Annotated in this window: 29 protein-coding genes; 16 read left to right on the plus strand and 13 right to left on the minus strand. The window is 69.7% G+C overall.

Going from position 1 to position 25,260, the window contains the following annotated elements; genetic code table 11:
- The first annotated feature begins 30 nt into the window (after positions 1-30).
- On the plus strand, positions 31-630 hold the full coding sequence (locus tag HDA39_RS40845; protein ID WP_337926106.1) for a TetR/AcrR family transcriptional regulator: 600 nt from the start codon (positions 31-33) through the stop codon (positions 628-630).
- 209 nt (positions 631-839) lie between these two features.
- Here the strand turns inward: HDA39_RS40845 and HDA39_RS40850 are convergent, their stop codons facing one another.
- The gene (locus tag HDA39_RS40850; RefSeq protein WP_184804900.1) at positions 840-2,027 is read right to left on the minus strand and encodes a phosphotransferase; all 1,188 of its coding nucleotides are present in this window, start codon (positions 2,025-2,027) and stop codon (positions 840-842) included.
- A 1-nt stretch (position 2,028) separates the two neighbouring features.
- The gene (tyrS, locus tag HDA39_RS40855; RefSeq protein ID WP_184804903.1) at positions 2,029-3,267 is read right to left on the minus strand and encodes a tyrosine--tRNA ligase; all 1,239 of its coding nucleotides are present in this window, start codon (positions 3,265-3,267) and stop codon (positions 2,029-2,031) included.
- A gap of 368 nt (positions 3,268-3,635) precedes the next feature.
- Here tyrS and idi point away from each other — a divergent pair, with 368 nt between their 5' ends.
- Positions 3,636-4,202 (plus strand): isopentenyl-diphosphate Delta-isomerase, encoded by a 567-nt coding sequence (gene idi / locus HDA39_RS40860; protein WP_184804905.1) that lies wholly within the window; start codon positions 3,636-3,638, stop codon positions 4,200-4,202.
- Here idi and HDA39_RS40865 read toward each other — a convergent pair.
- Together HDA39_RS40865 and HDA39_RS40870 are read right to left on the minus strand one after the other, a co-directional pair.
- Positions 4,191-5,186 carry a 2-dehydropantoate 2-reductase gene (locus tag HDA39_RS40865; RefSeq protein ID WP_184804907.1) on the minus strand — a complete coding sequence of 332 codons (996 nt, stop codon included), beginning with the start codon at positions 5,184-5,186 and terminating at the stop codon, positions 4,191-4,193. The genes idi and HDA39_RS40865 overlap by 12 nt on opposite strands.
- Complete coding sequence (locus HDA39_RS40870; RefSeq protein WP_184804909.1) at positions 5,183-5,635, minus strand: MarR family winged helix-turn-helix transcriptional regulator; 453 nt, start codon at positions 5,633-5,635, stop codon at positions 5,183-5,185. Before HDA39_RS40870 ends, HDA39_RS40865 begins: the two co-directional genes overlap by 4 nt.
- Positions 5,636-5,696: 61 nt before the next feature.
- On the opposite strand from HDA39_RS40870, the gene HDA39_RS40875 reads away from it, so the two are divergent.
- The gene (locus HDA39_RS40875; protein WP_184804911.1) at positions 5,697-6,695 is read left to right on the plus strand and encodes a methyltransferase; all 999 of its coding nucleotides are present in this window, start codon (positions 5,697-5,699) and stop codon (positions 6,693-6,695) included.
- On the opposite strand, the gene HDA39_RS40880 is transcribed toward HDA39_RS40875, so the two are convergent.
- Positions 6,692-6,943, minus strand: coding sequence for an amphi-Trp domain-containing protein (locus HDA39_RS40880; protein WP_184804913.1), 252 nt, complete (start codon positions 6,941-6,943; stop codon positions 6,692-6,694). The two genes, HDA39_RS40875 and HDA39_RS40880, sit on opposite strands and share 4 nt — an antisense overlap.
- A gap of 163 nt (positions 6,944-7,106) precedes the next feature.
- On the opposite strand from HDA39_RS40880, the gene HDA39_RS40885 reads away from it, so the two are divergent.
- A complete protein-coding gene (locus HDA39_RS40885; RefSeq protein ID WP_184804915.1) occupies positions 7,107-8,705 on the plus strand; it encodes an ABC-F family ATP-binding cassette domain-containing protein in 1,599 nt (532 codons plus the stop codon).
- Between the two features lie 4 nt (positions 8,706-8,709).
- On the opposite strand, the gene HDA39_RS40890 is transcribed toward HDA39_RS40885, so the two are convergent.
- Positions 8,710-8,982, minus strand: coding sequence for a DUF1905 domain-containing protein (locus tag HDA39_RS40890; protein ID WP_184804918.1), 273 nt, complete (start codon positions 8,980-8,982; stop codon positions 8,710-8,712).
- Positions 8,983-9,066: 84 nt separating this feature from the next.
- On the opposite strand from HDA39_RS40890, the gene HDA39_RS40895 reads away from it, so the two are divergent.
- On the plus strand, positions 9,067-9,579 hold the full coding sequence (locus HDA39_RS40895) for a GNAT family N-acetyltransferase (protein WP_184804921.1): 513 nt from the start codon (positions 9,067-9,069) through the stop codon (positions 9,577-9,579).
- Here HDA39_RS40895 and HDA39_RS40900 read toward each other — a convergent pair.
- Both HDA39_RS40900 and HDA39_RS40905 read right to left on the minus strand, forming a co-directional pair.
- A complete protein-coding gene (locus HDA39_RS40900) occupies positions 9,533-10,594 on the minus strand; it encodes a cation diffusion facilitator family transporter (protein WP_184804924.1) in 1,062 nt (353 codons plus the stop codon). The genes HDA39_RS40895 and HDA39_RS40900 overlap by 47 nt on opposite strands.
- The gene (locus tag HDA39_RS40905; RefSeq protein WP_184804927.1) at positions 10,591-10,992 is read right to left on the minus strand and encodes an ArsR/SmtB family transcription factor; all 402 of its coding nucleotides are present in this window, start codon (positions 10,990-10,992) and stop codon (positions 10,591-10,593) included. Before HDA39_RS40905 ends, HDA39_RS40900 begins: the two co-directional genes overlap by 4 nt.
- 326 nt (positions 10,993-11,318) lie before the next feature.
- Between HDA39_RS40905 and HDA39_RS40910 the strand changes: the two genes are divergently transcribed.
- Together HDA39_RS40910 and HDA39_RS40915 are read left to right on the plus strand one after the other, a co-directional pair.
- Positions 11,319-11,573 (plus strand): hypothetical protein, encoded by a 255-nt coding sequence (locus HDA39_RS40910; protein ID WP_202893282.1) that lies wholly within the window; start codon positions 11,319-11,321, stop codon positions 11,571-11,573.
- Positions 11,574-11,622: 49 nt separating this feature from the next.
- Positions 11,623-12,774 (plus strand): alpha/beta fold hydrolase, encoded by a 1,152-nt coding sequence (locus HDA39_RS40915; RefSeq protein WP_184804933.1) that lies wholly within the window; start codon positions 11,623-11,625, stop codon positions 12,772-12,774.
- Here HDA39_RS40915 and HDA39_RS40920 read toward each other — a convergent pair.
- Positions 12,755-13,879: a MalY/PatB family protein gene (locus tag HDA39_RS40920; RefSeq protein ID WP_184804936.1), complete on the minus strand. Its 1,125-nt coding sequence runs from the start codon at positions 13,877-13,879 to the stop codon at positions 12,755-12,757. The genes HDA39_RS40915 and HDA39_RS40920 overlap by 20 nt on opposite strands.
- 31 nt (positions 13,880-13,910) lie before the next feature.
- Between HDA39_RS40920 and HDA39_RS40925 the strand changes: the two genes are divergently transcribed.
- Positions 13,911-14,537, plus strand: coding sequence for a DUF2461 domain-containing protein (locus HDA39_RS40925; RefSeq protein ID WP_184804939.1), 627 nt, complete (start codon positions 13,911-13,913; stop codon positions 14,535-14,537).
- Between the two features lie 19 nt (positions 14,538-14,556).
- On the opposite strand, the gene HDA39_RS40930 is transcribed toward HDA39_RS40925, so the two are convergent.
- The gene (locus HDA39_RS40930) at positions 14,557-15,426 is read right to left on the minus strand and encodes a helix-turn-helix domain-containing protein (protein WP_337926148.1); all 870 of its coding nucleotides are present in this window, start codon (positions 15,424-15,426) and stop codon (positions 14,557-14,559) included.
- A 445-nt stretch (positions 15,427-15,871) separates the two neighbouring features.
- Here HDA39_RS40930 and HDA39_RS40935 point away from each other — a divergent pair, with 445 nt between their 5' ends.
- Positions 15,872-16,066: a hypothetical protein gene (locus HDA39_RS40935; protein WP_184804944.1), complete on the plus strand. Its 195-nt coding sequence runs from the start codon at positions 15,872-15,874 to the stop codon at positions 16,064-16,066.
- A gap of 23 nt (positions 16,067-16,089) precedes the next feature.
- Positions 16,090-16,281, plus strand: a complete 192-nt coding sequence (locus HDA39_RS40940; RefSeq protein WP_012919557.1) for a hypothetical protein — start codon at positions 16,090-16,092, stop codon at positions 16,279-16,281.
- 280 nt (positions 16,282-16,561) lie between these two features.
- On the opposite strand, the gene HDA39_RS40945 is transcribed toward HDA39_RS40940, so the two are convergent.
- Positions 16,562-16,795, minus strand: coding sequence for a DUF397 domain-containing protein (locus HDA39_RS40945; protein WP_184804947.1), 234 nt, complete (start codon positions 16,793-16,795; stop codon positions 16,562-16,564).
- A gap of 407 nt (positions 16,796-17,202) precedes the next feature.
- Between HDA39_RS40945 and HDA39_RS40950 the strand changes: the two genes are divergently transcribed.
- The 3 genes from HDA39_RS40950 (at position 17,203) to HDA39_RS40960 (ending at position 20,168) form a co-directional block, all read left to right on the plus strand.
- Positions 17,203-18,030, plus strand: a complete 828-nt coding sequence (locus HDA39_RS40950) for an SAM-dependent methyltransferase (protein WP_184804950.1) — start codon at positions 17,203-17,205, stop codon at positions 18,028-18,030.
- Positions 18,031-18,113: 83 nt separating this feature from the next.
- Positions 18,114-19,331, plus strand: coding sequence for an APC family permease (locus HDA39_RS40955; protein ID WP_184804952.1), 1,218 nt, complete (start codon positions 18,114-18,116; stop codon positions 19,329-19,331).
- A 75-nt stretch (positions 19,332-19,406) separates the two neighbouring features.
- On the plus strand, positions 19,407-20,168 hold the full coding sequence (locus HDA39_RS40960; protein WP_238356279.1) for a hypothetical protein: 762 nt from the start codon (positions 19,407-19,409) through the stop codon (positions 20,166-20,168).
- On the opposite strand, the gene HDA39_RS40965 is transcribed toward HDA39_RS40960, so the two are convergent.
- Positions 20,165-21,625 (minus strand): alpha/beta hydrolase, encoded by a 1,461-nt coding sequence (locus HDA39_RS40965; protein ID WP_184804957.1) that lies wholly within the window; start codon positions 21,623-21,625, stop codon positions 20,165-20,167. The genes HDA39_RS40960 and HDA39_RS40965 overlap by 4 nt on opposite strands.
- Positions 21,626-21,749: 124 nt before the next feature.
- Between HDA39_RS40965 and HDA39_RS40970 the strand changes: the two genes are divergently transcribed.
- The 3 genes from HDA39_RS40970 (at position 21,750) to HDA39_RS40980 (ending at position 24,318) form a co-directional block, all read left to right on the plus strand.
- The gene (locus tag HDA39_RS40970; RefSeq protein WP_337926107.1) at positions 21,750-22,883 is read left to right on the plus strand and encodes an NAD(P)/FAD-dependent oxidoreductase; all 1,134 of its coding nucleotides are present in this window, start codon (positions 21,750-21,752) and stop codon (positions 22,881-22,883) included.
- Positions 22,884-22,981: 98 nt separating this feature from the next.
- On the plus strand, positions 22,982-23,128 hold the full coding sequence (locus HDA39_RS40975) for a hypothetical protein (protein WP_184804963.1): 147 nt from the start codon (positions 22,982-22,984) through the stop codon (positions 23,126-23,128).
- Positions 23,128-24,318, plus strand: coding sequence for a YeiH family protein (locus HDA39_RS40980; RefSeq protein ID WP_184804966.1), 1,191 nt, complete (start codon positions 23,128-23,130; stop codon positions 24,316-24,318). The genes HDA39_RS40975 and HDA39_RS40980 overlap by 1 nt, the downstream gene beginning before the upstream one ends.
- On the opposite strand, the gene HDA39_RS40985 is transcribed toward HDA39_RS40980, so the two are convergent.
- Positions 24,311-25,222, minus strand: a complete 912-nt coding sequence (locus HDA39_RS40985; RefSeq protein ID WP_184804969.1) for a GbsR/MarR family transcriptional regulator — start codon at positions 25,220-25,222, stop codon at positions 24,311-24,313. The two genes, HDA39_RS40980 and HDA39_RS40985, sit on opposite strands and share 8 nt — an antisense overlap.
- Between the last annotated feature and the right edge of the window lie 38 nt (positions 25,223-25,260).

The raw sequence follows: 25,260 nt of genomic DNA on the forward strand, positions 1-25,260 counted from the left end.
ATCAACTCCAAAATCGGTACGCTCGAGAATGTGGCACTGACACGCAAGGGACAGGCGACCCGCGAGCGGATCGTCGCCGCCGCGTCGCGGCTGATGCTCGACCAGGGCGTCGCGCGGACGACTGTCGAGGACATCCAGGGCGCGGCCGCCGTCAGCCCGTCGCAGCTCTACCACTACTTCCCGGGCAAGAACGCGGTCGTCCTGGCCGTCATCGAGCACCAGACCGGCCAGGTGCTCGACGCCCAGTGCCAGGGTCTCGACAAGCTCGACAACTTCGATGCCCTCGGCAACTGGCGGGACCTGATGGTCGGCATCCTCACCGCCACCCAGTGCGTCGGCGGCTGCCCGCTCGGCTCCCTGGCCAGCGACCTGTCCGAGTCCGACCCGGTCGCCCGCGTCCAGCTCGCGAACGCCTTCCAGATGTGGGAATCGCTGATCCACGACGGCCTCACCCGCATGCAGGAACGCGGCGAGCTCAGCCCGTCCGCCGACACCGCCCAGCTCGCCGTCGCCCTGCTCGCCGCGGTCCAGGGCGGCCTCCTGCTCAGCCAGGTCCGCCGCTCCCCGGATCCGTTGATCAAGTCCGTCGACACCATGATCGACCACCTGCGAACCCTCAGCATCAGCTGAACCGAGCGGCGTTCTCCACTGCCCGATCCTGTAAGGCCGCCGAGTGGCACCGGAACGTTCAGCTGGTACGCCGCGATCGCGCTCCTGGTGGTCGGCGGCAACATCAGCGACCGCGACCAGGTCGCCTTCCGCGACCTCGGCTTCGTACCGACCGCCGAGCTGCTCGACAGCAGCACTAGCTGGTCTCCCCGGAAAGTCGGTCCACCTTCTCAAGCGGGCAGGTTCGCCGCGGTTTCGATCGCGGCGCGGAGCTCGTGGGCCGGGTCGCCTTCGTGGTAGATCCGCTCGTCGGGCTCGATGTGGTCGAGGAAGCGCTGGTACGTGATGGCGCCGGCCAGGCGGGCCAGCACGGTGATCGGCGGGAGGGCGCGGGCCGGGTCGCTGTCGGGGAGGTGCTGTTGCCACGCGGTGGTCCACAGCGAGCGGGCCAGTTCCTGCTGGCGTGCCGGCAGGTAGCTGCAGAGGCGGTGGATGTCCAGGGCAGGGTGGCCGAGGTAGCTGTCGGCCCAGTCGACGATGCGGCGGTTGGTGCCGTCGGAGCGCCAGTTGCCGGGGTGGAAGTCGCCGTGCACGAGGGTGTTCGGCAGGCCGGCGGAGTCGAGGGTGGCGAGGAGCTTCGGGAGGGAGTCCAGCAGGTGCTTGGCCTGGACGAGCTCGTCGGGGGAGAAGCCGAGCGGACGGTCGAGCAGCGCCGAGATCTCCGGGGCGATGTCCTCCGGCCGAAGCTGCGGGGCGAGGAGGGTGCTCGGATCGAGCGCGGCCTGGACGGCGACCCAGCGGGGGATCACGTGGCGCAGGGTCTCGTCGTCCGGCGTCCAGCAGTCGACGCCGGGAGCATGCTCCAGCAGCGACCACCGGTTGGTCAGGTCCACGTCGAGCACCCGCGGCACGAGCGTCGCGTCGTACTGGCCGACGTACTGGATGACCTGGGCGTCGACGCTGCCGAACGTGCTGGTCGCCTTCGCCCACGCGTCGCCGAGGCGGATCAGGCAGGACAGGTTCCAGGTCTTCACCTGGACCGGCGGTGCGTCGCCGACGATGCCCTGGGCCCAGGCGATCAGCCGTTGCGGCCCGTCGAGCTCGGCCCAGCTCGCGCGCAGTGGATGGGGTGCGACGATCCGGTCCCACTCCGGCAGCGGCGTCGGGTCGAGTGCGCCCGGCCGCGGCGAGCCGGCGACCTGCACGTGGTAGGCGACCCGCCCGCCACGTCGGAGTGCCGCCTCGTCGGCATGGATCAGTCGCAGGACCAGGCTCCGCACCCCGAGCACCTCGTCCAAGTACGCCGTCGTCGCCGCGATCTCGGACCACCACGGCCGATCGGCCTCGAAGGCCGGCACCCTGCCCAGGTACCGGCCGCCGAGGCTGACCAGTGCCTCCACCGTCTTCGTCTCGTTCACCTCACCGATGGTCCGGCAAAGCCGCGGCCGCCGCCTGCGAATTTCGCCGGACCCGATGCCAGGTCCGCCGACCGGTCCGCACCACAGCCCCGGCCTGTACGTCGACCAGTTGCTCGGAGTCGGTCAGCCGGGTCCCGTCGACACTGACCGCGCCCTGCCGAAGCAACCGCCGCAGCTCCGACTTGCTGACATCCGGCCGTACGGCGACCAGCAGCTCCAACGCCGGCAGCGTCGTCGAGTCGATCACTACCTCCGGCAGGTCAGCCGGCTCGGCCCGCTGCGAGAACACGCGCTGGAACGCGTCCAGCTCGGCCCGCGCCGTACCGGCACCGTGGTACCGAGTCACCACAGCCGCAGCCAGTCTGAGCTTGGCGTCCCGAGCCGCCGGACCACCGACCGCCGCAGCGCTGCCCAGCGCGGCGACGGCGTCCAGCGGCAGCTCGGTGTAGACCCGGGCGTACGTCTCGACCAGTTCGTCCGGCAGGCTCATCAGCTTGCCGAACTTGTCCCGCGGCGAGTCCGTCAGCGCGACGTAGTTGTTCAGCGACTTCGACTGCTTCGGGCCGCCGTCGAGACCGGGCGTGATCGTACTGGTGATCACCACCTGCGGTTCGGCGCCGAGCCGCTGCTGGAAGTGCCGGCCGAGTTGCTCGTTGAACAGTTGGTCCGACCCCACGATGGTGAGATCGCTGCCGAGCGCGAAGCTGTCGTAGCCCTGCAGGACCGGGTACGTCAGCTCGTGCAGCGCGATCTCGCGCCCGGCCGCGACGCGGGACCGGAACATGTCCCGCGCCATCAGCTGCGCCTGCGTCACCTGCGCGAACAGGCCGAGCAGCGTCGCGACGTCCATCGCGTCGTACCACTCGGAGTTGCGGCGGACCTCGAAGACCTCCGGATCGGTCCGCAGGACGAGCGACACCTGCTCGAGGAACGCGGCCGCGTTCACCTCGATCTCGGCCGGCGTCAGCATCGGGCGCGTCTCGCTGCGGCCGGTCGGGTCACCGATCCGGGTGGTCAGGTCGCCGAGCAGGAAGACGACGGTGTGGCCGAGGTCCTGCAGGCCACGCATCATCCACAGGTTCACCGCGTGCCCGAGATGCAGGTCGGGCGCGGTGCAGTCGACGCCGTACTTGATCCGCAGCGGCCGGTCGGACTCCAGCCGGGTGCGCAGGTCGGCCTCGCCGACGATGGTGTCGGTGGTCCGCCGTAACCGGTCGATCACGGCCTGGGCGTCGTTCATGGGGGGTCCTCTCGGAGATGACGGCGAGAGGTCACGGGTGAGCCTCCCGGCAACGGAAAGAGGCAGGAACCGGACGGTTCCTGCCTCGGAGGCTCTGGTGTGAAGCTGTTTCAGGGAACGACTAGCTCCCGGCTCCTCCCAGAGCCGGTCGATACGTCGCCCGCTGCTTCGTCACGTTGTCAGGTTAGCACTTCGGGCGTGTCTCCCAATTCTCGCCTACTGCGCGGCACTCGGCACGGCACCTCGGAGCACTGGAGCAAAACCCACGATGGAAAAACATCGAGGGCTTCACTCCAGCACTCCGAGCTACCGCACCGAGCACCTGCTCGCTACGGCGAGAATTGGGAGACACGCCCTAAGCTTGCCCGGTGACTGAGGAGAAGGTCGTCCTGCTGGACGAGGCGGGGCGCGCGATCGGCAGCGAGGACAAGGCGACCGTTCACCACGCGTCGACGCCGCTGCACCTGGCCTTCTCCAGCTACGTCTTCGACCGCCACGGCCGGGTGCTGCTGACCCAGCGCGCGCACACGAAGACCACCTGGCCGGGGATCTGGACGAACAGTTGCTGTGGGCATCCGTTGCCGGGTGAGCCGCCGCCGGACGCCGTACGGCGGCGCTTGTCCGACGAGCTCGGCGTGACCGTCGATCGGGTCGACCTGGTCCTTCCCGAGTTCCGCTACCGCGCCGAGCTGGCCGGGATCGTGGAGTACGAGATCTGCCCGGTCTACCGCGTCACCTGGGACGGCGACCCGCAGCCGAATCCCCGTGAGGTCGCGGCGTACGAATGGGTGGAGTGGTCTGAAGTCGCTACCTGGCCAGGGTTGTCTCCGTGGTGCTTGCTGCAGCTGGACGCCCTGGCTGAGCTGGGCCCGACGCCGGCGGAGTGGCCGATCGGTGACGCGGACCTCCTTCCACCCGCGGCTCTAACTCCGTAGCTGCTTGTACAGCTCGTCACCGGTCCACGCGCGGCGGGGACCGGCTTCTTCGGCGCGGATCAGCTCGACGAGCTTGGCGTTGACCGGTGCGGTGCGGCCCAGCGATTCGGCGAGGCGGACGACCTCGCCGTTCAGGTAGTCGATCTCGGTACGGCGGCCGGCCTGCAGGTCCTCCCACATCGACGTCCGGGCGTACGGGTCGATCGCGAGCATCTTCGACGCGAGGCGACGGAAGAGGGCGTCCGGCAGGCGAAGCACCATCGGCATCCGCTCGGCGGGGAGCGCGGTGAGGCGGGCGGGCCGGATTCCCTTGGCCTGCAAGAGTTTCAGCGTCTCGTCCTGGGCGGCCGCGAGACACCGCCGATACCCGCGCTGCGACAGCTCGTCGCGCAACGGCAGGTCGGACAGCGCGTTGACCGGGTTGTTGAGGTTGAGCAGCAGCTTCGCCCACTGCACCGGCAGCACGTCCGCGTGCTGCGTCAATGGCAGGCCGGCCTTCGCGAACGCCTCGACGTACGGCGTCAGCGCCGCGTGCTCCTGCACGTCGAGCCCACCCTCGGTCCCCTGGTGGAACGCCCCGCCGCCCTTGTTCAGCACGTTGAACGGCACCATTCCCGACAGCACGATCTGCTCCGGCAGCCGCTCCCGCAGCACCTCGCCGTTCCGCAGGCCGTTCTGAAAGCTCACCACCACAGCACCCGGCTTCAGTACGGCGGCCAGCTCGTCGGCGGCGCCCTCCGTGGCGGCCGACTTCACCATCACCAGTACCAGATCGGCCTCCGCGACCGCCGCCGGAGTCGTCTCGAACCGCAGCCCGTCGACCCGCAGATCCGCGCCCAGGTAATCGGTCAGGTGAAGCCCGTGCTCGGCCAGCTCGTCACCCACCCGCTGCCGGCCGACGAACACGACATCGGCCCCACCGGCGACCAACCGCCCTCCGACGTAGCACCCGATCCCGCCGGCGCCGTACACCGCGATCGTCACACCGCTCTCCCTCCGGGCGTCACCTCTCCGGTCAGCTCCTGAAGTATCGACCACAACGCGTCCAGCCGCTCCTCGCCGAGACGCTCCCGCCAGTCGTCCCGTACGACGTCGATCGCCCGGACCAGGTCCTTCTCCAGCCGACGGCCCTTCGCGGTCAGCCGCACCAGCCGAGCCCGCGAGTCCGCCGGATCCGGCGCGCGCGTCAGGTACCCGTGCCGCTCCAGATGCGTCACCAGTTCGTGCATCGACTGCTTGGTGATCCCGGCATGAGCCGCCAGCTCACTCGTGTGCAGCCCGTCGATCCCCCCGAACCGGAACAGCTGCAGATGAGCCGGCCGCAGCTCCGGATACCGCTCCCCAAGCTCCGCCTCCACCGCACCCATCGCCTGGTCGAAAGCCACCCGCAACAACCCGAACCATCGTCCTGGTGAGGTGTACTCCGTTGACATGACGGTCAGGGTACCTTACCTTTTTGGTCAGGATACCTGACCATCACGGCAAGGGGGAGCGATGACCGCCCGACAGCAACTGACCCAGTACCTGACCGGCAAGTGGATCCCGCCGGTCCTCGCCGTCCTGGCCGAGCTCGGGATCGCGGACGCGCTGGTCGACAAGCCGCTGACCGCCACCGACCTGGCCGAGCAGCTCGCCGACAACTCCGCCACCATCGACGCTCGCGCCCTCTACCGCGTACTGCGCGCCGCCGCGAGCATCGGTGTCTTCGCCGAGGACTCCGACGGCCGCTTCGCGCTCACCGAGACCGCCGACCTGCTCCGCTCCGACGTCCCTGGATCGATGCGCGCCGCCGCCCGGATGTTCGCCCTGGAACCGTTCTGGTCGCCGTACGCCCGCATCACCGAATCGGTCCGCTCCGGCAGGCCCGCCTTCGAGAGCACCTTCGGCACGAGCGTGTACGACTACCTGCGAACCCACCCGACCGAAGCCGCGGTCTTCGGCGCGACCGTCGCGACCTTCCACAGCCAGGCGATGCCCGAGATCATCGCCGCGCACGACTTCTCGCCGTACCTGACTGTCGTCGACGTCGGCGGTGGCGCAGGCAACCTGCTGATCGAATTGCTGACCGCCTACCCCGACCTGCACGGCGTCCTGCTCGAGTTGGACTCCGTCCTCCCCGCAGCCGAGGAGGCACTCGCAGCTGCCGGCCTCAGCGACCGCGTCGACCTCGTCCCAGGCGACTTCTTCCAAGCTGTCCCGCCCGGCGACGCCTATCTGATCAAGAGCTGCCTGCACAACTTCACCGACGACCAGGCGACCCAGATCCTCCGAGCCACCCGCCAAGGCGGCGCGCCCGTCCTGATTGCGGAAACGATGATTCCGCCCGGCAACACCGCGCACTACTCCAAGTTCGACGACATCGAGATGCTGGTGATCGCCGGCGGCGCCGACCGGACCGAACAGGAGTGGTCGGACCTGGTCACCGCAGCCGGCTTCACCACCCGCGAGATCGTTCCTTGTGACGAACGCTTCTCGCTCCTGGTCGCCGACTAGACCGCGTCGTCGTCCTCGGGGTCCTCGTCGGCGTCGGCCAACTTCCACTTCAGCTGGAACTCGACCTCTTCCTCGTCCTCACCGCGCTCGTGCTCGACGCTGATCGCGGCGTTGCGCGGGACGGTGAACCGCTCGCCGGCGATCTGGATCCGGAACGGCTTTCCGGCCTCCAGCGCGTCGGCCAGCCGGCGCAGCTTCGCCGCGAACTCCTCGACGGTGTACGTCTTCTCGACATCTCTCTCACTCATGCCGCACATCCTGGCAGCCGGTGGGGCGACCGAAAATCAGCTGCGCGCTGGTGAACCGCTCACCTATCGTGGAGGCATGGCTACTTGCCTCTGTGTCTAGCTGCGCGACCCGCTTCCGTGCCTGAAGTGTGTCCCGCAGTCATCATAGAGAGTAACCAGTTTCATGATCACCGTGCACTCGGTCGACGTCCGCGCCGGCGCCCAGCTGCTGCTGTCGGACCTGTCCTTCCACATCGGCCCCGGCGACAAGATCGGCCTGGTCGGCCGCAACGGCGCCGGGAAGACCACGCTGCTCAAGGCGCTCGCCGGCGAAGACCGGCCGGCCGCCGGGCGGATCACCACGACCGGTTCGGTCGGGTATCTGCCACAGGACCCGCGGGCCGCCGATCCCGCGCTCACGGTCACCGCCCGGATCCTGTCCGCCCGTGGGCTGGACGCCGTGGTCGAGCGGCTGCGACGGGCCGAGGCGACGATGAGTACGGCGACCGGTGCCGAGCAGGAGCGCGCGATGGCGGCGTACGCGCGGGCCGAGACCGAGTTCCAGGCCGCGGGCGGGTACGCCGCGGAGGCGGAGGCCGGTCGGCTCGCCGCTGGTGTCGGGTTGCCGATCCGCGCGCTGGAGCAGCCGATCGGTGAGCTGTCCGGCGGGCAGCGGCGGCGGGTCGAGCTGGCGCGGATCCTGTTCGCCGAGCACGACACGTTGCTGCTCGACGAGCCGACCAACCACCTCGACGCGGACTCGGTCGTCTGGTTGCGGTCGTTCCTGCTCGGCTACCCGGGCGGGTTGGTGGTCATCAGCCACGACCGGCAGTTGCTCGCGGCAACGGTCAACCGGGTGTTCCATCTCGATCCGCAGCGGCGGACGATCGACGTGCACAACACCGGCTGGAAGAAGTACCTGACCCAGCTGGAGACCGACGAGCGTCGTCGTTCGCGCGAGCGGAACACGGCCGAGCGCAAGGCGGCGGTCCTGCACGCCCAGGCGGCGAGGATGCAGGCCGGAGCCAGTACGGCGGTTGCCGCGCGCAACATGGCGCGGCGGGCGGACAAACTGCTCTCCGACCTCGAGCCGGTGCGCCGGGCCGCACGCGTCGCGCGGATCCGGCTGCCCGACCCGGCGCCGTCCGGTCGTACACCGCTGAGCGCTGCCTGCCTGACCAAGTCGTACGGCGCTCTGGAGGTGCTCACGGGCGTCGACCTCGCGGTGGACCGGGGGAGCCGGTTGGTCATCCTCGGCCTCAACGGCGCGGGCAAGACCACGCTGCTCCGGATCCTCGCGGGCCGCGAGACGCCGGACAGCGGCGAGGTCGTGCACGGGTACGGGTTGCGGCTCGGGTACTTCGCGCAGGAGCACGACACGCTGGACCTGGCCAGCACCGTCCGCCAGAACCTGGCGGCGGTCGCGCCACGACTCACGGACGGCGAGGTGCGCAACGTACTCGGCTCGTTCCTCTTCACCGGCGACGACGCGGACAAACCGGCGAACGTGCTGTCCGGCGGCGAGAAGACCCGCCTGGCCCTGGCGGGCCTGGTCCACTCAGGCGCCAACGTGCTGCTCCTCGACGAGCCCACCAACAACCTCGACCCAGCGTCCCGCCACGAGGTCCTAGGAGCAGTCGGCAACTACCCCGGCGCCCTCGTCATGGTCACCCACGACGAGGGAGCCATCGAAGCCCTCCGCCCCGACCGAGTCCTGCTGTTGCCCGACGCGTCGGAGGACCTCTGGACCGACGACTACTTGGAGTTGGTGTCGCTGGCGTGAGCTGTCAGAGGCGCTCGGTGAGGTGGACCTCGATCTCGTCGCCCGTGGTCTTGCCGATCAGCTTGCGGACGTCCGCCTTCACCGGGAGTTTGTGGGTGCCGTCGCCGAGGGCCATGAAGGCGCTTTCGAAGGGGTGGCCGTCCATGGTGCCGCGGACCTTGACCAGGCCTCGGGTGCCGAAGAACTCGGCGGAGCCGGGCATCACGACGTACGTCCAGCCTCCCTTGGCGTCGCTGGTCAGGAGCTCGGCGGTGAAGTTGTGGTCCAGGGTGCTCATCGGGTCCTCCTCGGATCGGTGCCTTTGTCCACAGGTAGAAGCTGCCGGACCGATTTCGACACCCTAGGGCGGCAGGATGGAACGGTGGAGATTCGTACCGGAGGACACGACGACGTACCGGCCGTTCTCGCGCTGCTCGACGGCGCGACCGAGTGGCTGGTCGCGAACGGCCGGACCGGCCAGTGGGGGACCGAGCCGCACTCGACCAACCCGCGGCGGATCGCGCAGCTCACCGGGTTCGCGGCCGACGGCGGGCTGTGGATCGGCGAGCGCGACGGCCGTGTGGTCGGCGCGCTGGCGGTCGGCGCGCCGACGCAGGAGCAGATCCCACCCGCGACCGAGCCCGAGCTGTACATCCGTCTCCTGGTCACCGACCGGACGGCGAAGGGCAGCGGGATCGGCACCGAGCTCATCGACCACGCCCTGAAGCTGGCCAAGGACGAAGGCGTCGGCCTGGTCCGCGTCGACTGCTACGCGGGGGACGACGGCGCCCTCGTCCGGTACTACGAGAAGCAGGGCTTCACGCGGACCGACACCTTCGGCGTACAGGTCAATGACTCGGTGTGGCCTGGTCAGGTGCTGGCCCGGCGCCTGTGACCGCGCGGTGCACCGCGCCGTGCGCGTCGCTGCAGTGCAGCTCCGGTATGTCGCCTGACGCGTGATCGACCTGGAGCGTCGAGTGGGTCAGGTGGTGCCGCTCGGCCAGGACCTGCTCGATCTGCTCGCGGATCAGGTGGCAGTCCAGACCCTCGCGGACCAGGATGTGCGCCGAGGCGGCCGGTTCACCGGAGGTGATCTCCCAGACGTGCAGGTCGTGCACCTCGACGACGCCGGGGATGCGGCACAGCTCCCGGCCGAGCTCGGCCGGGTCGAGTCCGGCGGGCGCGGCCTCGAGGAAGATCCGGCCGGAGGCGCGGACCAGCTCGATACCGGCCTTCAGCATCAGCGCGGCGACGACCAGCGCGGCGATCGAGTCGGCGCGGGCGAAGCCGGTCAGCAGGACGACCAGCCCGGCCAGCGCCGTGGCGATGAACGCGAACAGGTCGTTGAGGATGTGCTGGAACGCGCCCTCGACGTTCAGGCTGGACCGGTTCGCCTTGCTGATCAGCCAGGTCGCGGCGAGATTGACGAAGATGCCGACCACGCCGACGATCAGGACCAGCGCGCCCTCGACCTCCGGCGGGTGGATCATCCGCTGGATCGACTCGTAGACGAAGAACGCCGCGAGCAGCAGCAGCGTGATGCCGTTGGCCTGCGCGGACAGGATCTCGACCCGCTTGAAGCCGAACGTGAACCCACCGGCCGGCGGGCGCGCGGCCAGGCGGATCGCGACCAGCGCGAGCGCGATGGCGATCGCGTCGGTGAGCATGTGCGCGGCGTCGGTGATCAGCGCGAGCGACCCGGCAGCGAATCCGACGACCACCTCGGCCGCCATGAAGACAAGGATCAGGGCCAGGGCACCACTCAAGAGCTTCCGGTCCGCATCAGCACTGACACCGTGCCCGTGCCCGTGACCATGTCCGGTCGGTACGGCGGCCGCGGGCCGAGCAGCCTCGACCGGCTCGCCCGTCGGGCGGAGATCGGCCGGGTCATGTTCCGTACCGGCACTCATGAGATGCGCTCCGGGTGGATTGCGTCGGTATGTTCGGTGTGTGCGACCGCCAGGTCGACGAGCATGCGGACGTGGGCGTCGTCGAGCCGGTAGTAGGCCATCCGGCCGTCCCGGCGTACGGAGACCACGCGGTGGGCGCGGAGCAGCCGAAGAGCATGCGACGTGGCCGACTCGCTCATCCCGGTCACGGCGGCGAGGTCGCAGACGCAGAGCTCGCCGTCGAGCAGCGCGACCAGCAGCTTCAGCCGGCGCGGATCGCCGAGCAGGCCGAACACGTCGGCCGTGTCGACGACGTCCTGCTCGGAGGGCATCCTAGCATGGACGGCCTCGACGCGGTCCGGGTCGACCAGCTTCACCGCACAAGCGTCGACGGACTGCACATCTGCAGAACTCTTCATATGTCACACCGTAGAGCACCAACGCTCCCGGAGCCAGCAACCGGAGTGTCGGAACCGCTTGCACCGTGACGGCGAAGTTGGCACTGGTATGCCACTGTCACTGGCCGTATCGTGCTCTGAGACCATCGTGACGAGCTGGTTTGTCCTGAGTAAGGACTCTGTGAAGAATCACTGCTGACGGCTCTGTCGGGGTGGATCAGCGCACAGCTGACCGTAGTTTCGTAGAGGTGTCGGTCGAAGTCGGGAGTGAACGAAGTGTTACGGGGCAGTCGGGTCGTGCCGTTGGGCGACCCGCGGGAGATGGTGTCGGCGCGATCGTGACGACGATGAACAAGGTTCTGGCCACCGCCGGAGTCGCTCTGCTGCTGGTCGGCCTGGGACTCGGGTTCCGGTCGGTCTCGGCGGGCAGCTTCGACTGCGGATCGGCCTTCTCGCCGACCAGTGGGATCACTCCCATGGCCTGCGACGGGAAGCTGGGCAACTCGGTCACCCTGGTGACCGTCGTGCTCGTGGCCGGCGTACTGGCACTGGCCGTCGCGCTGGCGCTCAAGCTGGTGCACGACCGGAAGGTCGACGCCTGACGCGGCAATCCGGGTGCACGAAGGCGTCGGTCTGCGGGAAGCTGCGGCCGTGACCATCGAACCGTTCCGGCTGGCGATTCCCCAGCAGCAGCTCGACGACCTCGCGCTGCGGCTCGACCTGACCCGCTGGCCCGACGAGCTTCCCGGCGTCGGCTGGGCGTACGGCGTACCGCGCGAGTACCTGCGGGATCTCGTCCAGTACTGGCGGCACGAGTACGACTGGCGCGCCGCCGAGGCACGGCTGAACGAGTGGCCGCAGTTCACCACGACGATCGACGGCACGCGGGTCCACTTCGCGCGGGTCGGCTCGCCGGAGCCCGACGCGATCCCGTTGCTGCTCACGCACGGCTGGCCCGGCTCGATCGCGGAGTTCGTCGACGTCGCCGGACCGCTGACCGATCCGCGCGGGCACGGCGCCGGGGGAGCGCCGGCGTTCGAGCTGGTGATCCCGAGCATCCCGGGCTTCGGCCTGTCCGGTCCGACCGGCGAACCGGGTTGGGAGATCAACCGGATCGCGCGTGCGTTCGCCGAGCTGATGGACCGGCTCGGTCATCGGCGGTACGGCGTACAGGGTGGTGACTGGGGTGCCGGGATCTCGCGCGAGCTGGGACGCATCCGGCCTGACCAGGTGATCGGCGTACATCTCAATCTGCTGCCCGGCGGTGCTGCGACGGCTGAGCCGACCGAGCAGGAGCTGGCCGGGCTCGACCCGGCCGAGCGGGCGCGGACGATCGCGTCCTGGCAGCGGATGCGCGCGTGGCAGCAGGAGAAGCAGGGGTACGCCGACCTGCAATCGACCCGGCCGCAGACGCTCGCCTATGCACTGGTCGACTCGCCGGTCGGGCAGCTGGCGTGGATCGCGGAGAAGTTCCACGAGTGGGCCGACCAGCGGAACCCGATCGGCCGCGACCACCTGCTCACCACCGTGATGCTCTACTGGCTGACCGGTACGGCGGGTTCGGCCGGGCGGATCTACTACGAACGCGCCCACCACGGCCGGCCGGTCGAGCCGTCGCGGACGCCGACGGCCGTGGCGGACTTCGCCCACGACAACTTCGTCCCGCTCCGCGCGATCGCCGACCGGACCGAGAACATCGTCCGCTGGACGTCGTACCCGGACGGCGGCCACTTCGCGGCGCTCGAGCAACCAGTCGTCCTGGTCGACGACATCCGCGCCTTCTTCAGCGAACTAGAGAACTAGTCATCCGGTCGAGAATTTCGCCGAGCAGCTCGGGTCCGGTCCCGAAGTTCAGCCGGACCCGCTCGCGCCCGGCCGGGTCGTAGTCCGAACCGGTGCCCAAGGCAACTTTCCCCTCGCGCAGGAAGAACCCGGCCGGATCCGGCGCGAGGTCCAGCCCGGCACAGTCCAGCCAGCCCAGGTACGTCGCCTGCGGCGGCGACCAGCTGATCCCGTCCGGCAGCCGCTCGCCGATCAGCGTGCGATTCGCGTCGAGCTGGACCAGGAGTGCGTCGAGCCAGGGATCACCCTCGGCGAACGCCGTCTCGGCCGCGATCACGCCGAGCAGCCCGACCTGCTCGGCGGCGAACGGCAACCGCCGTACGACGTCCTGCGCGCGGTCCGAGGCGGTCACCGTCACGGCGCACTTGAGCCCGGCCAAGTTGAACGCCTTCGACGCCGAGGTCAACGTGATCCCGCGCTCGCGCGCGGCGTCCGACACCTCCAGCCACGGCACGAACTCGGCGCCGGGCAGCACCAGCGGCGCGTGGATCTCGTCGGCGAGCACCCACGCGTCGTACTGGGCGCACAGCTCGGCGATCTGCTCCAGCTCGGCTCGCGGCAGCACGCGACCGGTCGGGTTGTGCGGACTCGCGAGGATCAGCACCCGCAGACCGTCGCGCAGCTCGACGGCCAACCGGCCGAGATCGAACGACCCGTCCACCCGCAGCGGGATCTGCCGAATCGTGAACCCGGCCGGCGGCAGCTGCTGGAGGAACGGCGGGTAGCCGGCCGTCGCGAACCCGACCTTGCCGCCCGGTGCGAGCACCCGGCACAGCTCGATCAAGCCGATCAGCACCTCGGGCACCAGCGTCAGCTGGTCCGGATCGACCCGCCAGCCGAGCCGCCGATCGGCGAACCCGGTGAAGGCCTCGCGCATCCGCGGGGTCACCTCGTGCGCGTAGCCGAGGTCGCTGCGGGCGATGGTGTCGTGCAGTACGGCGGCGATCGGTGGCGCCAGCTCGAAGTCCAGTTCGGCGACCGTCGCGCCGATCACGCCCGGCGGGTGCCCGGACCACTTCTCACTGCGTCGCTGCCGCAGGACGTCGAGGGAGGGAACCGTCAGCATCGCCTCAGGCTACTGACACTAAGGTGAACCCATGAGCTTCACCGGGTTCCCGGTCGCCGCGCTGGACTTCTACGACGACCTCGAGATGGACAACACCAAGACCTTCTGGGCCGAGCACAAGCACGTGTACGAGGAGTCGGTGAAGGCGCCGATGGCCGCGTTGCTGGCCGAGCTGGAGGCGGAGTTCGGGGCGGCGAAGATCTTCCGGCCGTACCGCGACGTGCGGTTCGCCAAGGACAAGACGCCGTACAAGACGCACCAGGGCGCGTTCCTGCCGACCGGGCCGTCGACCGGCCGGTACGTCGAGCTGTCGGCGCCCGGCGTACGGGTGGGTGCGGGGTTCTACGAGGCGGCCGCGGACCGGCTCGGCCGGATCCGGACCGCGATCGACGAGGACCGCCGCGGCAAGGAGCTGGAGACCCTGCTGGCCGGCCTGGTCGCCGGTGGCTGGACGATCGGCGGCGAGAAGCTCAAGACCTCACCGCGCGGGTACGACGCCGCGCACCCGCGGATCGAGCTGCTGCGGCACAAGTCGATCGCGCTGAACAAGTCGTACGGGTTCGAGCCGGTGATCCACACCGGCGAGCTGGTCGAGAGGGTCCGCGACGACTGGCGCAAGGTCACGCCGCTGCTGGACTGGCTCGACGCCAACGCCTAGCGCTCAGAAGTCCTTGAGGCTAGAAGTCCTTGAGGATGGTCGCGATCCGGTCGCGGGTGCGGCTCGGTGGCGGGGCCGCGACGCACAGGGCTTCCATCGTCGCCGTGTACTGGTCGAGGTCCTCGAGCTTGTCCAGGTAGAGCGCACTGGTCAGGTGCTCGATGTAGACGATGTCGGGCAGATCCTGCTCGGGGAAACGCAGGATGCTGTACGCGCCACCGGTCGCCGCGTGGCCACCGGCCTCGAACGGCATCACCTGGAGCGTCACGTTCGGCATGTGGGTCGCCTCGATCAACGACTCCAGCTGGTCGCGCATCGCCTTCACCCCGCCGATCGGCCGGCGCAGCGCCGCCTCGTCGACGACGGCCCACAGACGGACCGGGGTGTTGGTGCGGTTCAGCACCTCCTGGCGGCTGATCCGCAGCGAGACGCGACGGTCGACCTCGTCGGCCGGGATCAGTCCGCGGCCGAGCTGGACGACGGCGCGCACGTACTCCTCGGTCTGCAGCAGACCGGGCACGAACTGCAGCTCATAGGTACGGATCAGCTGGGCGGACGCCTCGAGCCCCAGGTAGGAGTGGAACCAGCTCGGCAGTACGTCGCCGAAGCGGTGCCACCAGCCCGGGTTGTTCGCGTCGCGCGCGAGGGACAGCAGCCGCTCTCGCTCCTCGGGGTCGTCCAGGCCATAGAGGCGGAGCAGGTCGGCGACGTCGCGCTCCTTGAAGCCGACCCGGCCGAGCTCCATCCGGCTGACCTTCGACTCCGACGACCGGATCTCCCAGCCCGCGTCGGAACGGGTGATGCCGGCGGCCTCACGCATCCTGCGCAGGTGCGCTCCCAGGATGATGCGAAGCGCGGTCGGCCCGCTTTGCGCGCCCGACTCCGTCACACTCACCTCCGACGCCCCAGCTGTGCCTCTGCCAACCCCGAGCCAAATCATCGCACGTCGCGCGGGTGATCTGCCGAAGTTCTTACCAATGAGTCGTGGTCGCGTTCGGACCACTACCCAGGGTCATGCGGGCCTCAGCTTAGGTGATCCGATCGAGTAACTTTGTCCGGACATAGTAGCGCCGATTCGGGCTGCCGGGAACGGCGGGATCGCGCCCGCCGAGCGCCTGCTGAGCGTGAAACAGGTCTCCGGGAGGTCACAAACGCAAAACGTGCGAATGCACGTGCATCGGGCGCTTGCATTCGCAGCGTGCCGACGCCATGATTACTTCATGCACAGAAGGTGAGCTGGATCTCGCGCCAAGTGACATCAGAGATCTGGCAGGCCTGACCTTTGGCCCGTCGGCAGTTCGCTGCCGGCACGACTGGTTGGGGTACCCGAGTCGATGAGTGACCACGACGCACAGCACGTCGAGTACGTCGCCGCGCAGACCGGCGAGCGTGCCCCTGACGAGCTCACCGAGCGGGAGATCCAGGAGCTGGTGGCGCGCTGCCCCGAGCAGCAGCGCTGGGCCTTCGAAGGATGGCTGCGCGGCGTCCGTCAGCTCGACGGCGACCCGATCGTGAGCCTGAGTCCATGAACAGCGATCGAGGAGGACGGAAAATGGTGCGGATCTGGTTGGGCGACCACCTGATCGCCGAGTACGTCGCGGAGCCGGACCGGGCCTCGCGCTACCAGCGGGTGATGACGCCCAAGTTCACCGGTCTGCGCATCACCGTCGACAACGCGGCCGGCCCCGGCAGCGCCTCGGAACTGCCGCGCAGCGAGCAGCTCTGGCCGCTCACGGTGCAGTAGGCCCCTAGTAGTACAGCCACACTGATCGACCGTCCGCGGGCCAGTGATCGGGTCCGCCGGCGGGGCACCACCGCTCCACGGTTCCCGGAGCGCCTCGATGAAAGGCCGTCTCCCTCCTCAGGAGACGGCTGGGCAAAAGGCCGTCCTCCTCCTCAAGGGACGGCCTTTTGTCATGCCCGGCCCGGACGCTCTGGAGGGGGTCTGGGCCCGGACATGAAGAAGCCCCCTCACCGCTCGCCCGGTGAGAGGGCTTCTTGCCAATGGTCCCGGTCGGGACCGCTCAGGCGAGGTCGTCGAACTCGCCGTCGTGGACGCCGCCGAGGAACGCCTCGATCTCCGCGTGGGTGAAGACCAGGGCCGGGCCGTCGGAGTGACGCGAGTTGCGCATCGCCACGCCGCCGCCGGGAAGCTTCGCCACCTCAACGCAGTTGCCGTTGGGGCCACTCCGCTGGCTCTTGCGCCAGATCAGCTCGCTCATCGCGTCGCCGGGCATGCCGTTGTAGACAGCAGTCATCAGCTGCACCTTCCGTACGTCTTTGGCATATGCACGTGCATTTGGGCTTGCATTTGCATCGTACACGTTGGGGGCCGTCGTGTCCGGTCCAATACGGAGCGTGGTCGAAGGTGTGTCGCGAGGGCCTCCGGTGTCGCTTTGGGTGATGAAAAGCGGCCGGTGCGCGCTGCGTGATTGGCCGGCGCGCAGGTGGGGCACACTCCGACCGGGTCCCCGGTACGCCGTACTCGCGTGCACCTGCCCGTACTGCAGACCGGGCGGCCCGGAATCCCTTGCCTAGTTGAGAAATCAGGCTTTTCGGATCGGGCTCGGACAATCCTCACCAGGGCAGTGATCCAGGGGTCCGACCGGTCTCGAAATGCACTACAGTGACGGCTCTGAATCCCTACAACACAAAGGCTGCGTCGATGGCGACTCCCGACGGCTCGGAGGCAACTCCGGCGTTCGACACCTCCCAACCCACCATCGCGCGCGTCTACGACGCACTGCTGGGTGGCAAGGACAACTTCGCCGCCGACCGTGAGGGTGCGGCGACCTACCTGAAGTTCGTCCCGGACGCCGGTCGCTGCGCGATCGACAACCGGGCCGCCCTGGTCAAGGGCGTGCAGTACCTGGTCCGGGACGCGGGGATCGACCAGTTCCTGGACATCGGCAGCGGTCTGCCGACCCAGAAGAACACCCACCAGGCGGCGCAGGAGATCGATCCCAACGCCAAGGTCGTCTACGTCGACGTCGACCCGATCGTGCTCGCGCACGGCCGGGCGCTGCTGGCCACCAACGACAGCACGATCGTGGTGACCGCGGACCTGCGCAAGCCGCAGGAGATCCTCGACCACGAGGAGATCAAGGACCACCTGGACTGGGACCGCCCGATCGCGCTGATGATCGTCGGCATCCACATGCACTTCCACGACGACGAGAAGCCGGACGAGTGGGTCCGCACGCTCATGGACAAGCTCGCCCCCGGCAGCTACCTGTTCATCACCGACTTCGTCGACACCGGTGAGCCGCTGCAGAAGGCGATCGAGCAGGCCGGCCTGGAGAGCCTGGGCAACGGCTGGATCCGGACCCCGGAGCGGATCGAGCAGCACTTCCTCGGTCTGCCGCTGGTGCCCCCGGGCATCGACTTCCTCGAGCGCTGGAACCCGGCCGACCCCGAGGGCGACATCCCCGACGTCGAGGACCTCCAGCCGTACCAGCGCATCCTGATGGGCGGCATCGCCAAGAAGGGCTGACCCGTACGACGTGCCGAAGGCGCGCACTCCGACCTCGGAGTGCGCGCCTTCTGTTGTTCCCGATGATGTGATCGACTGCCGGTATGACGGAACTGCGTCGCGCCCTGGGACTCGGCGACGCCGTCGTGGTCGGCCTCGGCGCGATGATCGGTGCCGGGGTCTTCGCCGTCTTCGCTCCCGCGGCCGCCGTCGCCGGCTCAGGTCTGCTGATCGCGCTCGCGCTGGCTGCGCTGGTCGCCTACTGCAACGCGACCTCCTCCGCCCGTTTGGCCGCCCTGTACCCGGAGTCCGGCGGCACCTACGTCTACGGCCGTGAACGCCTCGGCCCGTTCTGGGGCTACCTGGCCGGCTGGTCCTTCGTCGTCGGCAAGACCGCGTCCTGCGCGGCGATGGCCCTCACCGCGGGCTCGTACCTCTGGCCCGAGCACCACCGCCTCGTCGCGATCGTGGCGGTGCTCGCACTGACGAGCCTGAACTACTTCGGCGTGCAGAAGGCCGCGTGGGCGAGCCGGATCATCGTCGGCTTCGTGCTCCTGGTGCTCGCCGCGGTCGTCGTCAGCGGTCTGGCCGCGGACACCACGCAGTACGAGCGGTTGCAGCTCGACGGCCTGCACCTCTCCGGCGTACTCCAGGCAGCCGGTCTGCTCTTCTTCGCCTTCGCCGGCTACGCGCGGATCGCGACCCTCGGCGAGGAGGTCCGCGATCCCGCGCGGACCATTCCTCGCGCGGTCCCGATCGCGTTGACGATCACGCTCATCACGTACGCCGCGGTGGCGGTCACCGCCTTGGGCGTGCTCGGTCCGGCCCGGCTGGCCTCGGCGACGGACCCGCTGGCCGACCTCGTCCACGCGGCCGGTCTACCGGTGCTTGGGCCGGCCGTCCGGATCGGCGCCACCGTCGCAGCCCTCGGAGCGCTGCTCGCGCTGATCCTCGGTGTCTCCCGAACCACCCTCGCGATGGCCCGCGACGGGCACCTCCCGCGGCCCCTCGCCGCGATCCACCCGCGGCACCGGATCCCGCACCGGGCCGAGCTGGCGGTCGGGCTGATCGTCGTACTGGTGGTGCTCGTGGCGGATCTGCGCGGGGCGATCGGGTTCTCGTCGTTCGGCGTCCTGGTGTACTACGCGATCGCCAACGCCTCCGCGGCGACGCTGCGGCCCGGGCGGTACGTCGTACCGGTGGGTGGGCTGATTGGTTGCCTGGTGCTGGCCTTCGCGCTGCCGCTGCGTTCTGTGGTGGGCGGACTGGTCGTCCTGGGAGCGGGGGCCGCGGTCTATCTGCTGCGGCGTGCCTGGCGTTGACCACCGGTGAGAAGGGCACAATGGCAGTGAACGCTTGACGAGCCTGGGAAAACGAGGGCCTTGTACTACCGGTTGATGTGGACGTTGCCCAAGGATGCGATCGCCGTGGTGCGGTGGTATCCGCGGATGGTGGTGGGCTTCGCCGGGGCCCTGGCCGGTACGGCGCTGGTGTTCGACGTGTTCTACCTGGTCGCCAGCCCCGGCCTCGCGCTCGCGCTGGTCTATACCGTGCCGGTGCTGGCCGGGCTGGTCGCCGGCTTGGTGGCCGCGGCCGACGACGTCGGTCTGGAACGGCGCGAGCTGGTCTGGACCGTTGTGGCGACGGTGGTTCTGGGGCTCACGAACGCCGTGGTGGTGGCGATGCTCGCCGCGATGCGGCGTACCGATCCGTCGAACTGGAACGCCGGCTGGCAGGCGGTGCTGTTCGCGGGCTGCAGTGTGTTCGCGGTCGCGCTGACGATCGTTGTCCTGGGCAAGCTCGTACGGGTGCTCCGGATCGACGTGCAGACGCGTTGGCCGGTGAAGGCGGTGCCCGCCGCGGTGCCTGCGCCGGCGGTCGTCGAGGAGAAGCCGCGGGCCAGTAAAGAGGCCGCGGCCCGGGCGCCGGTACGAGTGCCGAGGCCCGAGCCTGAGCCGGTGCTGGCGATCGAGGAGTACGACGACGACCCGCTGCCCGAGTACGTGCCCCGCGTGATCGACCTCGACGGCCCGCGCGAGATCACGCCGGTCGCCGAGGGGACCGGTCACGCCGACCGCCGGGTGGTGCGTCGCCGGACGCCGCCGAGCGTGCCGCCCGCCCGTCGTACGCCCCGCAGCCGGCGACGCCCGGAGCGCTAGCAGTTCGAGTCGATCCGCGGAAGCTTGCCGGTGGCAAGGTAGTCGATCACCTTCCGGTCGGCGCAGTCGTTGCCGTGCTCACCGAAGATGCCGTGCTTGCGCGCGTCCCGCACGGTGATCATCCGCGAGCCGGTCAGCGCCCGATGCAACTTTCGCGCCATCGGGTAGGTGGCTCGCGGATCGCCGTCGGCCGCGACGACCAGCGCCGGTACGCCGTTGCCGATCCGGGTCGGGGTCTCTCGTGGTGTGGTCGGCCAGAACGCGCACGGCGTGACCGTCCGGGTCAGCGGACCGAAGTGCGGCTCGGCCCTGCGGTGCTTCTGGATGTCACGCCAGTAGGTCCCGAGGTCGCTGGAGACGGCCCGGTCCGCGCAGAGGATCGCGAGCTGTCCGCTGGCCGGCGCCGACATCTCACCCGTGAACATGAACTGCAGCATCAGCGCCGTGTCGCCGGTCGGCTCGACCGGACCTGTCGTTGCCTGGGACAACGTCCGGACGAGCTCGCTGAAGCCGGCCCGGGCCGGCTCGCGGTCGTCGGCGAGGTTGGCCAGCAGTAGCGCGGGCACCCAGCCGTCGTCCAGGTCGTACTTGCCGACCTTCAACCCGTCAGCAGCGGCCGCCTGGATGCGGTCGATCGTGCCGAGCACCTGTTCGCGCGAGCGCCCCAGCCCGTACGTCGAGTGCCGCGCTGCGGCCCAGCCGGCCCAGGCTTTCAAGGCGGCCTCGTTCTCCGGCGCGATCTCGCGCAGCAGGCCCGGACCGTAGGCCTCGGGGTCGATCGGCCCGTCGAGCACGACCCGGTCGAGCCGCTGCGGGAACAGTTGGGCGTACACCGCGCCGAGGTAGGTCCCGTACGAGTAGCTCAGGTACGAGATCCTCCGCTCCCCGAGCGCGGCCCGGATCCGGTCGATGTCGCGCGCCGTGTTGCGGGTCGAGGCGTAGGGCAGGTACGGGTTGTCCTTGCACTGCTCGGCCAGGCCGGCAGAGAACCGGGCGCCGCGTTCGAAACTCGCGCGCGATGCCCCGGCGCCGACGATCCAGCTCCCGGTCGACCAGCCGCAGTCGATCGGCGTACTGCGGCCGACGAACCGGGGATCCATCCCGATCAGGTCGAACCGCCCGCCCGTCTCCTGCATCGCCTTCTTCAGCCGCAGCGGCATGCCGAGGCCGGGCCCGCCCGGGCCGCCGTCGTTGAGGACCATCGCGCCGATCCGCCGGTCGGTCGCCTTCAGCCGCGACATCGCGACCGTGATCTGTGGGCCGTTCGGTCGCGAGTAGTCGAGCGGGACCCGGAGGTCGCCGCACTGCGCGCCGGCGTCGTCGAGCGCTTTGCCTTCCTGGTCGTCGGTCGTGGTCTGGCACTGGTGCCATCGGATCGACGGCGTTGCTTCGGCGGCGGTCGGCACGGCGAGGACGGAACCGAGCAGCGCGATCGCTAGGGGGACTGTCAGCTTCATGAGCACTCCTTCCTGAGTGCTGTCGACGCTAGGAGTCGGGAACGCGCGAAACACTGGGCCTGACACCCGCGCACGGGTAGCGCGGGCGCGACCTGCGCCAGGGATGCTGGCTACGCTGGTTGGCGTGAAGCCCGTGTGGGACTTGGCGATCGTCGGGGCCGGACCGGCCGGTGCTTCGGCTGCGTTGGGGGCGCTCGCGGCCGATCCAACGCTGTCGGTGCTGCTGCTCGATCGGGCCGACTTCCCGCGGGACAAGACGTGCGGGGACGGGATCGCGCCGCACGTACTCGATCTGCTCGCGTCGGTCGGCGTGAACGGGCTGCTGGACGACTGGACTCCCGTACGGCGTTTGTCGCTCGAGCGCGACGGGCTGGCGGTCGACCGAGAGATGCAGCGGGCGACGTGGGTCGTGCCGCGGGAGGTGTTCGACGCGCGGCTGGTCGAGGCGGCTGTCGCGGCGGGCGCGCAGTTGGTCAATCGTCGGGTGCGGTCGGTGGAGGTCCTGGCTGATTGCGTGGTGCTGGACGGGTCGATCGCGGCCAGGGTGGTGATCGGCGCGGACGGCGCGCAGTCCGTCGTACGGCGTGCCTTGGGTTTGCAGGCCGCTCCAGCGGCGTTGGCGATTCGGGGTTACGCGCCGACTCGGGCGGGGCGTGAGGCGCGGCAGGTGATCGTGTACGGGCCGGGGCGGCAGCCGTCGTACGCGTGGTCGTTCGATCGCGGCGACGGGTTGTCGAACGTGGGCTACGGCGAGGCCCTGCATCCGGGCCGGGCGCATCCGACGCGGGCGCAGCTGTTGGAGAAGTTGGAGAAGCTGCTGCCGGACTCGACTCGGGACGGAACGGCCTGGAAGGCGCATCATCTGCCGCTCACGACCTGGCGCTGGCAGCCTCCGCGCGGGCGGGTGCTGCTCGCGGGGGATGCCGCGGCGCTGATCAACCCGATGACCGGTGAGGGGATCTACTACGCCGTGGCCACTGGTCTCCACGCGGGCCGGGCAGCCGTCGGCTCCCGCCGTGACAGTCCCGCCGTCGACGGGTCCGGCGCGGGGGCGATCTACCGCAAGCTCGTCGGCCCGCTGGCCGTGCATTTCCGGCACGCAACGCTTGCCGGCCGGCTGTCCGGCGTACCGATGATCCTCGATGCCGGGATCCGTGGCGCAGCGGCTGATCAAGGCGTGTTCGACGACTTGGTGGCGCTCGGGCTGGCGGACGGGCGGATCACCGGGCGGGTCCTCCGGTCGCTCGTTCGCCGCTGAGTTGTCTCAGTATTCGGCCAGATTGTCGATTTGATTACTGGTCATTCGTTTCCTTCTACCGTGGGGACTCACGCCGCCCCAGGGAAGGACCGATCGCGATGCCCAATGAGCCGGAAGTCGAGGAGCGCAGTGTCGAGCGCGAGGGCCGGATCCAGTTCAGTGAGGACTGGGCCGCGACCGTCGTCGGGCTCGTACTGATCGTGCTGGTGCTGGCGGGAGTGATCCCGACCGGGCTGGTGCCCTGATGAGCGCCGAGGTCGAGGAGCGCACCACCGGTACGCCGCAGGCGGGGCTGATCGCGACCGGCGTACTGGTCGTGCTCGCGCTCGCCGCGCTGACCCGGTACTTCGAGCAGAACGTGCCGACCTGGACCGAGGGGACGGCGCTGGAGGAGCTCGGCGCCGCGATCGAGTACCCGGTCTACGCGATCGCGATCGGGCTGCTGGCGAACGCCGTCCTGGCGGCGACCGGCGTACGGGATCGGTTGGCCGGTGGGTTCCGGACCGAGTTCTTCATCAAGACCGGCCTGGTGCTGCTCGGGGCGTCGATCAACCTCGCCGTACTGGTCACCGCGGCCGGACCGGCGATCGCGCAGGCGTTCCTGATGATCGTGCTGGTCTTCGGCTTCACCTGGTGGCTGGCGGGCAAGCTCGGGGTCGACGACAAGCTGCGGGCGCTGCTGTCGTCGGCCGTGTCGATCTGTGGGGTCAGCGCGGCGATCGCGGCGGCCGGTGCGGTGCAGGCGAAGAAGGAGCAGCTCGCGTATACGGCGAGTCTGGTGATCCTGTTCGCACTGCCGTCGATCTTCCTGCTGCCGGCACTGGCCGACGCGTTCGGCCTGTCGCCGGAGGTCGCGGGGGCGTGGATCGGCGGGAACATCGACACGACGGCGGCGGTCACCGCGGCGGGTGCGCTGGCCGGCGAGGACACGCTGCAGGTCGCGGCGATCGTGAAGACGACGCAGAACGCGCTGATCGGCTTCGTCGCGGTCGGGCTGACGGCGTACTTCGCCTTCAAGGTCGAGCGGCGTCCGGCCACGGTCGGCGCCGAGGCGGGTGCGACCGACGAGCCGGGGGCGGCAAGCGAGAACTCGGCCGGCGAGACCTCGGCGAGGTCGGCCGCCGGAATCGCCGGAGAGCTGTGGCGGCGGTTCCCCAAGTTCGTGCTCGGGTTCGTCGCCGCGTCGGTGATCGCGACGATCTACCTCGACCAGGTGGGCGCGAGCGAGGGCAAGCCGGTGATCACCGTCATCAACGATCTACGGACCTGGTTCCTGATCCTGGCGTTCGTTAGCATCGGGCTCGAGTTCAAGGCCCGCTCGTTGCGGGAGGCCGGCTGGCGGCCGATCGTCGTGTTCGCCGCGGCCGTGCTGTTCAACCTGATCCTGGGGCTCGGCCTGTCGGCGCTGCTGTTCTCGGGCGTGGATCTCAGCTGAGCAAGGCGCGGCGCTGGTCCGGGCTCAACCGGTCCGGCGCCGCACCCACGGCGTACGTCGTCGGTGCCGGTCGCTCGAGAACGATCGGATCGGTGAAGGGTGCGTAGGCCTCGGCGTCATGCAGGGCCTGGGCTACTCGCGGCGGCGCCCAGCCGAGAGCGGTCGTGAGTTCCTCGGCGGTCAACGGCCGCCCGGCGTACAGCAGCGCGGCGAGCACGGTCGCCGCGTCCTCCGCAGCAGCCGTTGACGAGCCACCCGCCATGTCGTCGCTGAGCTGGGTGAAGAAGCGCGCCATCTGCTGCAGCCGCACCCCGGCCGGCGTACCGGGATCGAACAACGCCGTGCCTTCCCGTGCGATGTCGGCCCAGCTGGCGTTGGCCCGCGCGCTGGTCATCCACGCGCGCATCCAGACGTCGTCGGCGATCACGTAGTGCTCGCGACGGCTCTGCGGCTCGCGGCCGCGCTCGACCATCTCGAGCTGCTCCAGGTAGCCGATCGCCTTCGAGATCGACGCCGGGCTCACCTGCAACTGCCGGACCAGTTGCGCCGCGGTCAGGCTGCGTTCGTCGGTTGTGTAGAGCCGGGCGAGCACCCGCGCGGCCATCCGCGGTAGGCCGTTCGCGACCATCGTCTCGGCGAGGCGGTCGATGAACTCGAGGACCTTCGGCTCCTCACCGGGTGCGGTGGGCCGGTCGAGCGGCGTACGACGTCGAGCCCGGTACGCCGTCGCGTGGTGCGCGTGCTCGGCCCGATAGCCGCGGGGCCCGCCATTGCGGGTGACCTCGCGGCTCACCGTCGAGGTCGGCCGGTCCAGCCGGCGCGCGATCTCGGCGTACCCGAGACCGTCGGCCAGCCCCACGCCGATCGCGCGACGCTCGTCCTGGCTCAGCCTGTCGCCCGGCATCCGCGGTCTCCTCCCGGTGCGTTTCCGTCAGCTCATTG

It is taken from the genome of Kribbella italica, from assembly GCF_014205135.1.
GTDB lineage: Bacteria > Actinomycetota > Actinomycetes > Propionibacteriales > Kribbellaceae > Kribbella > Kribbella italica.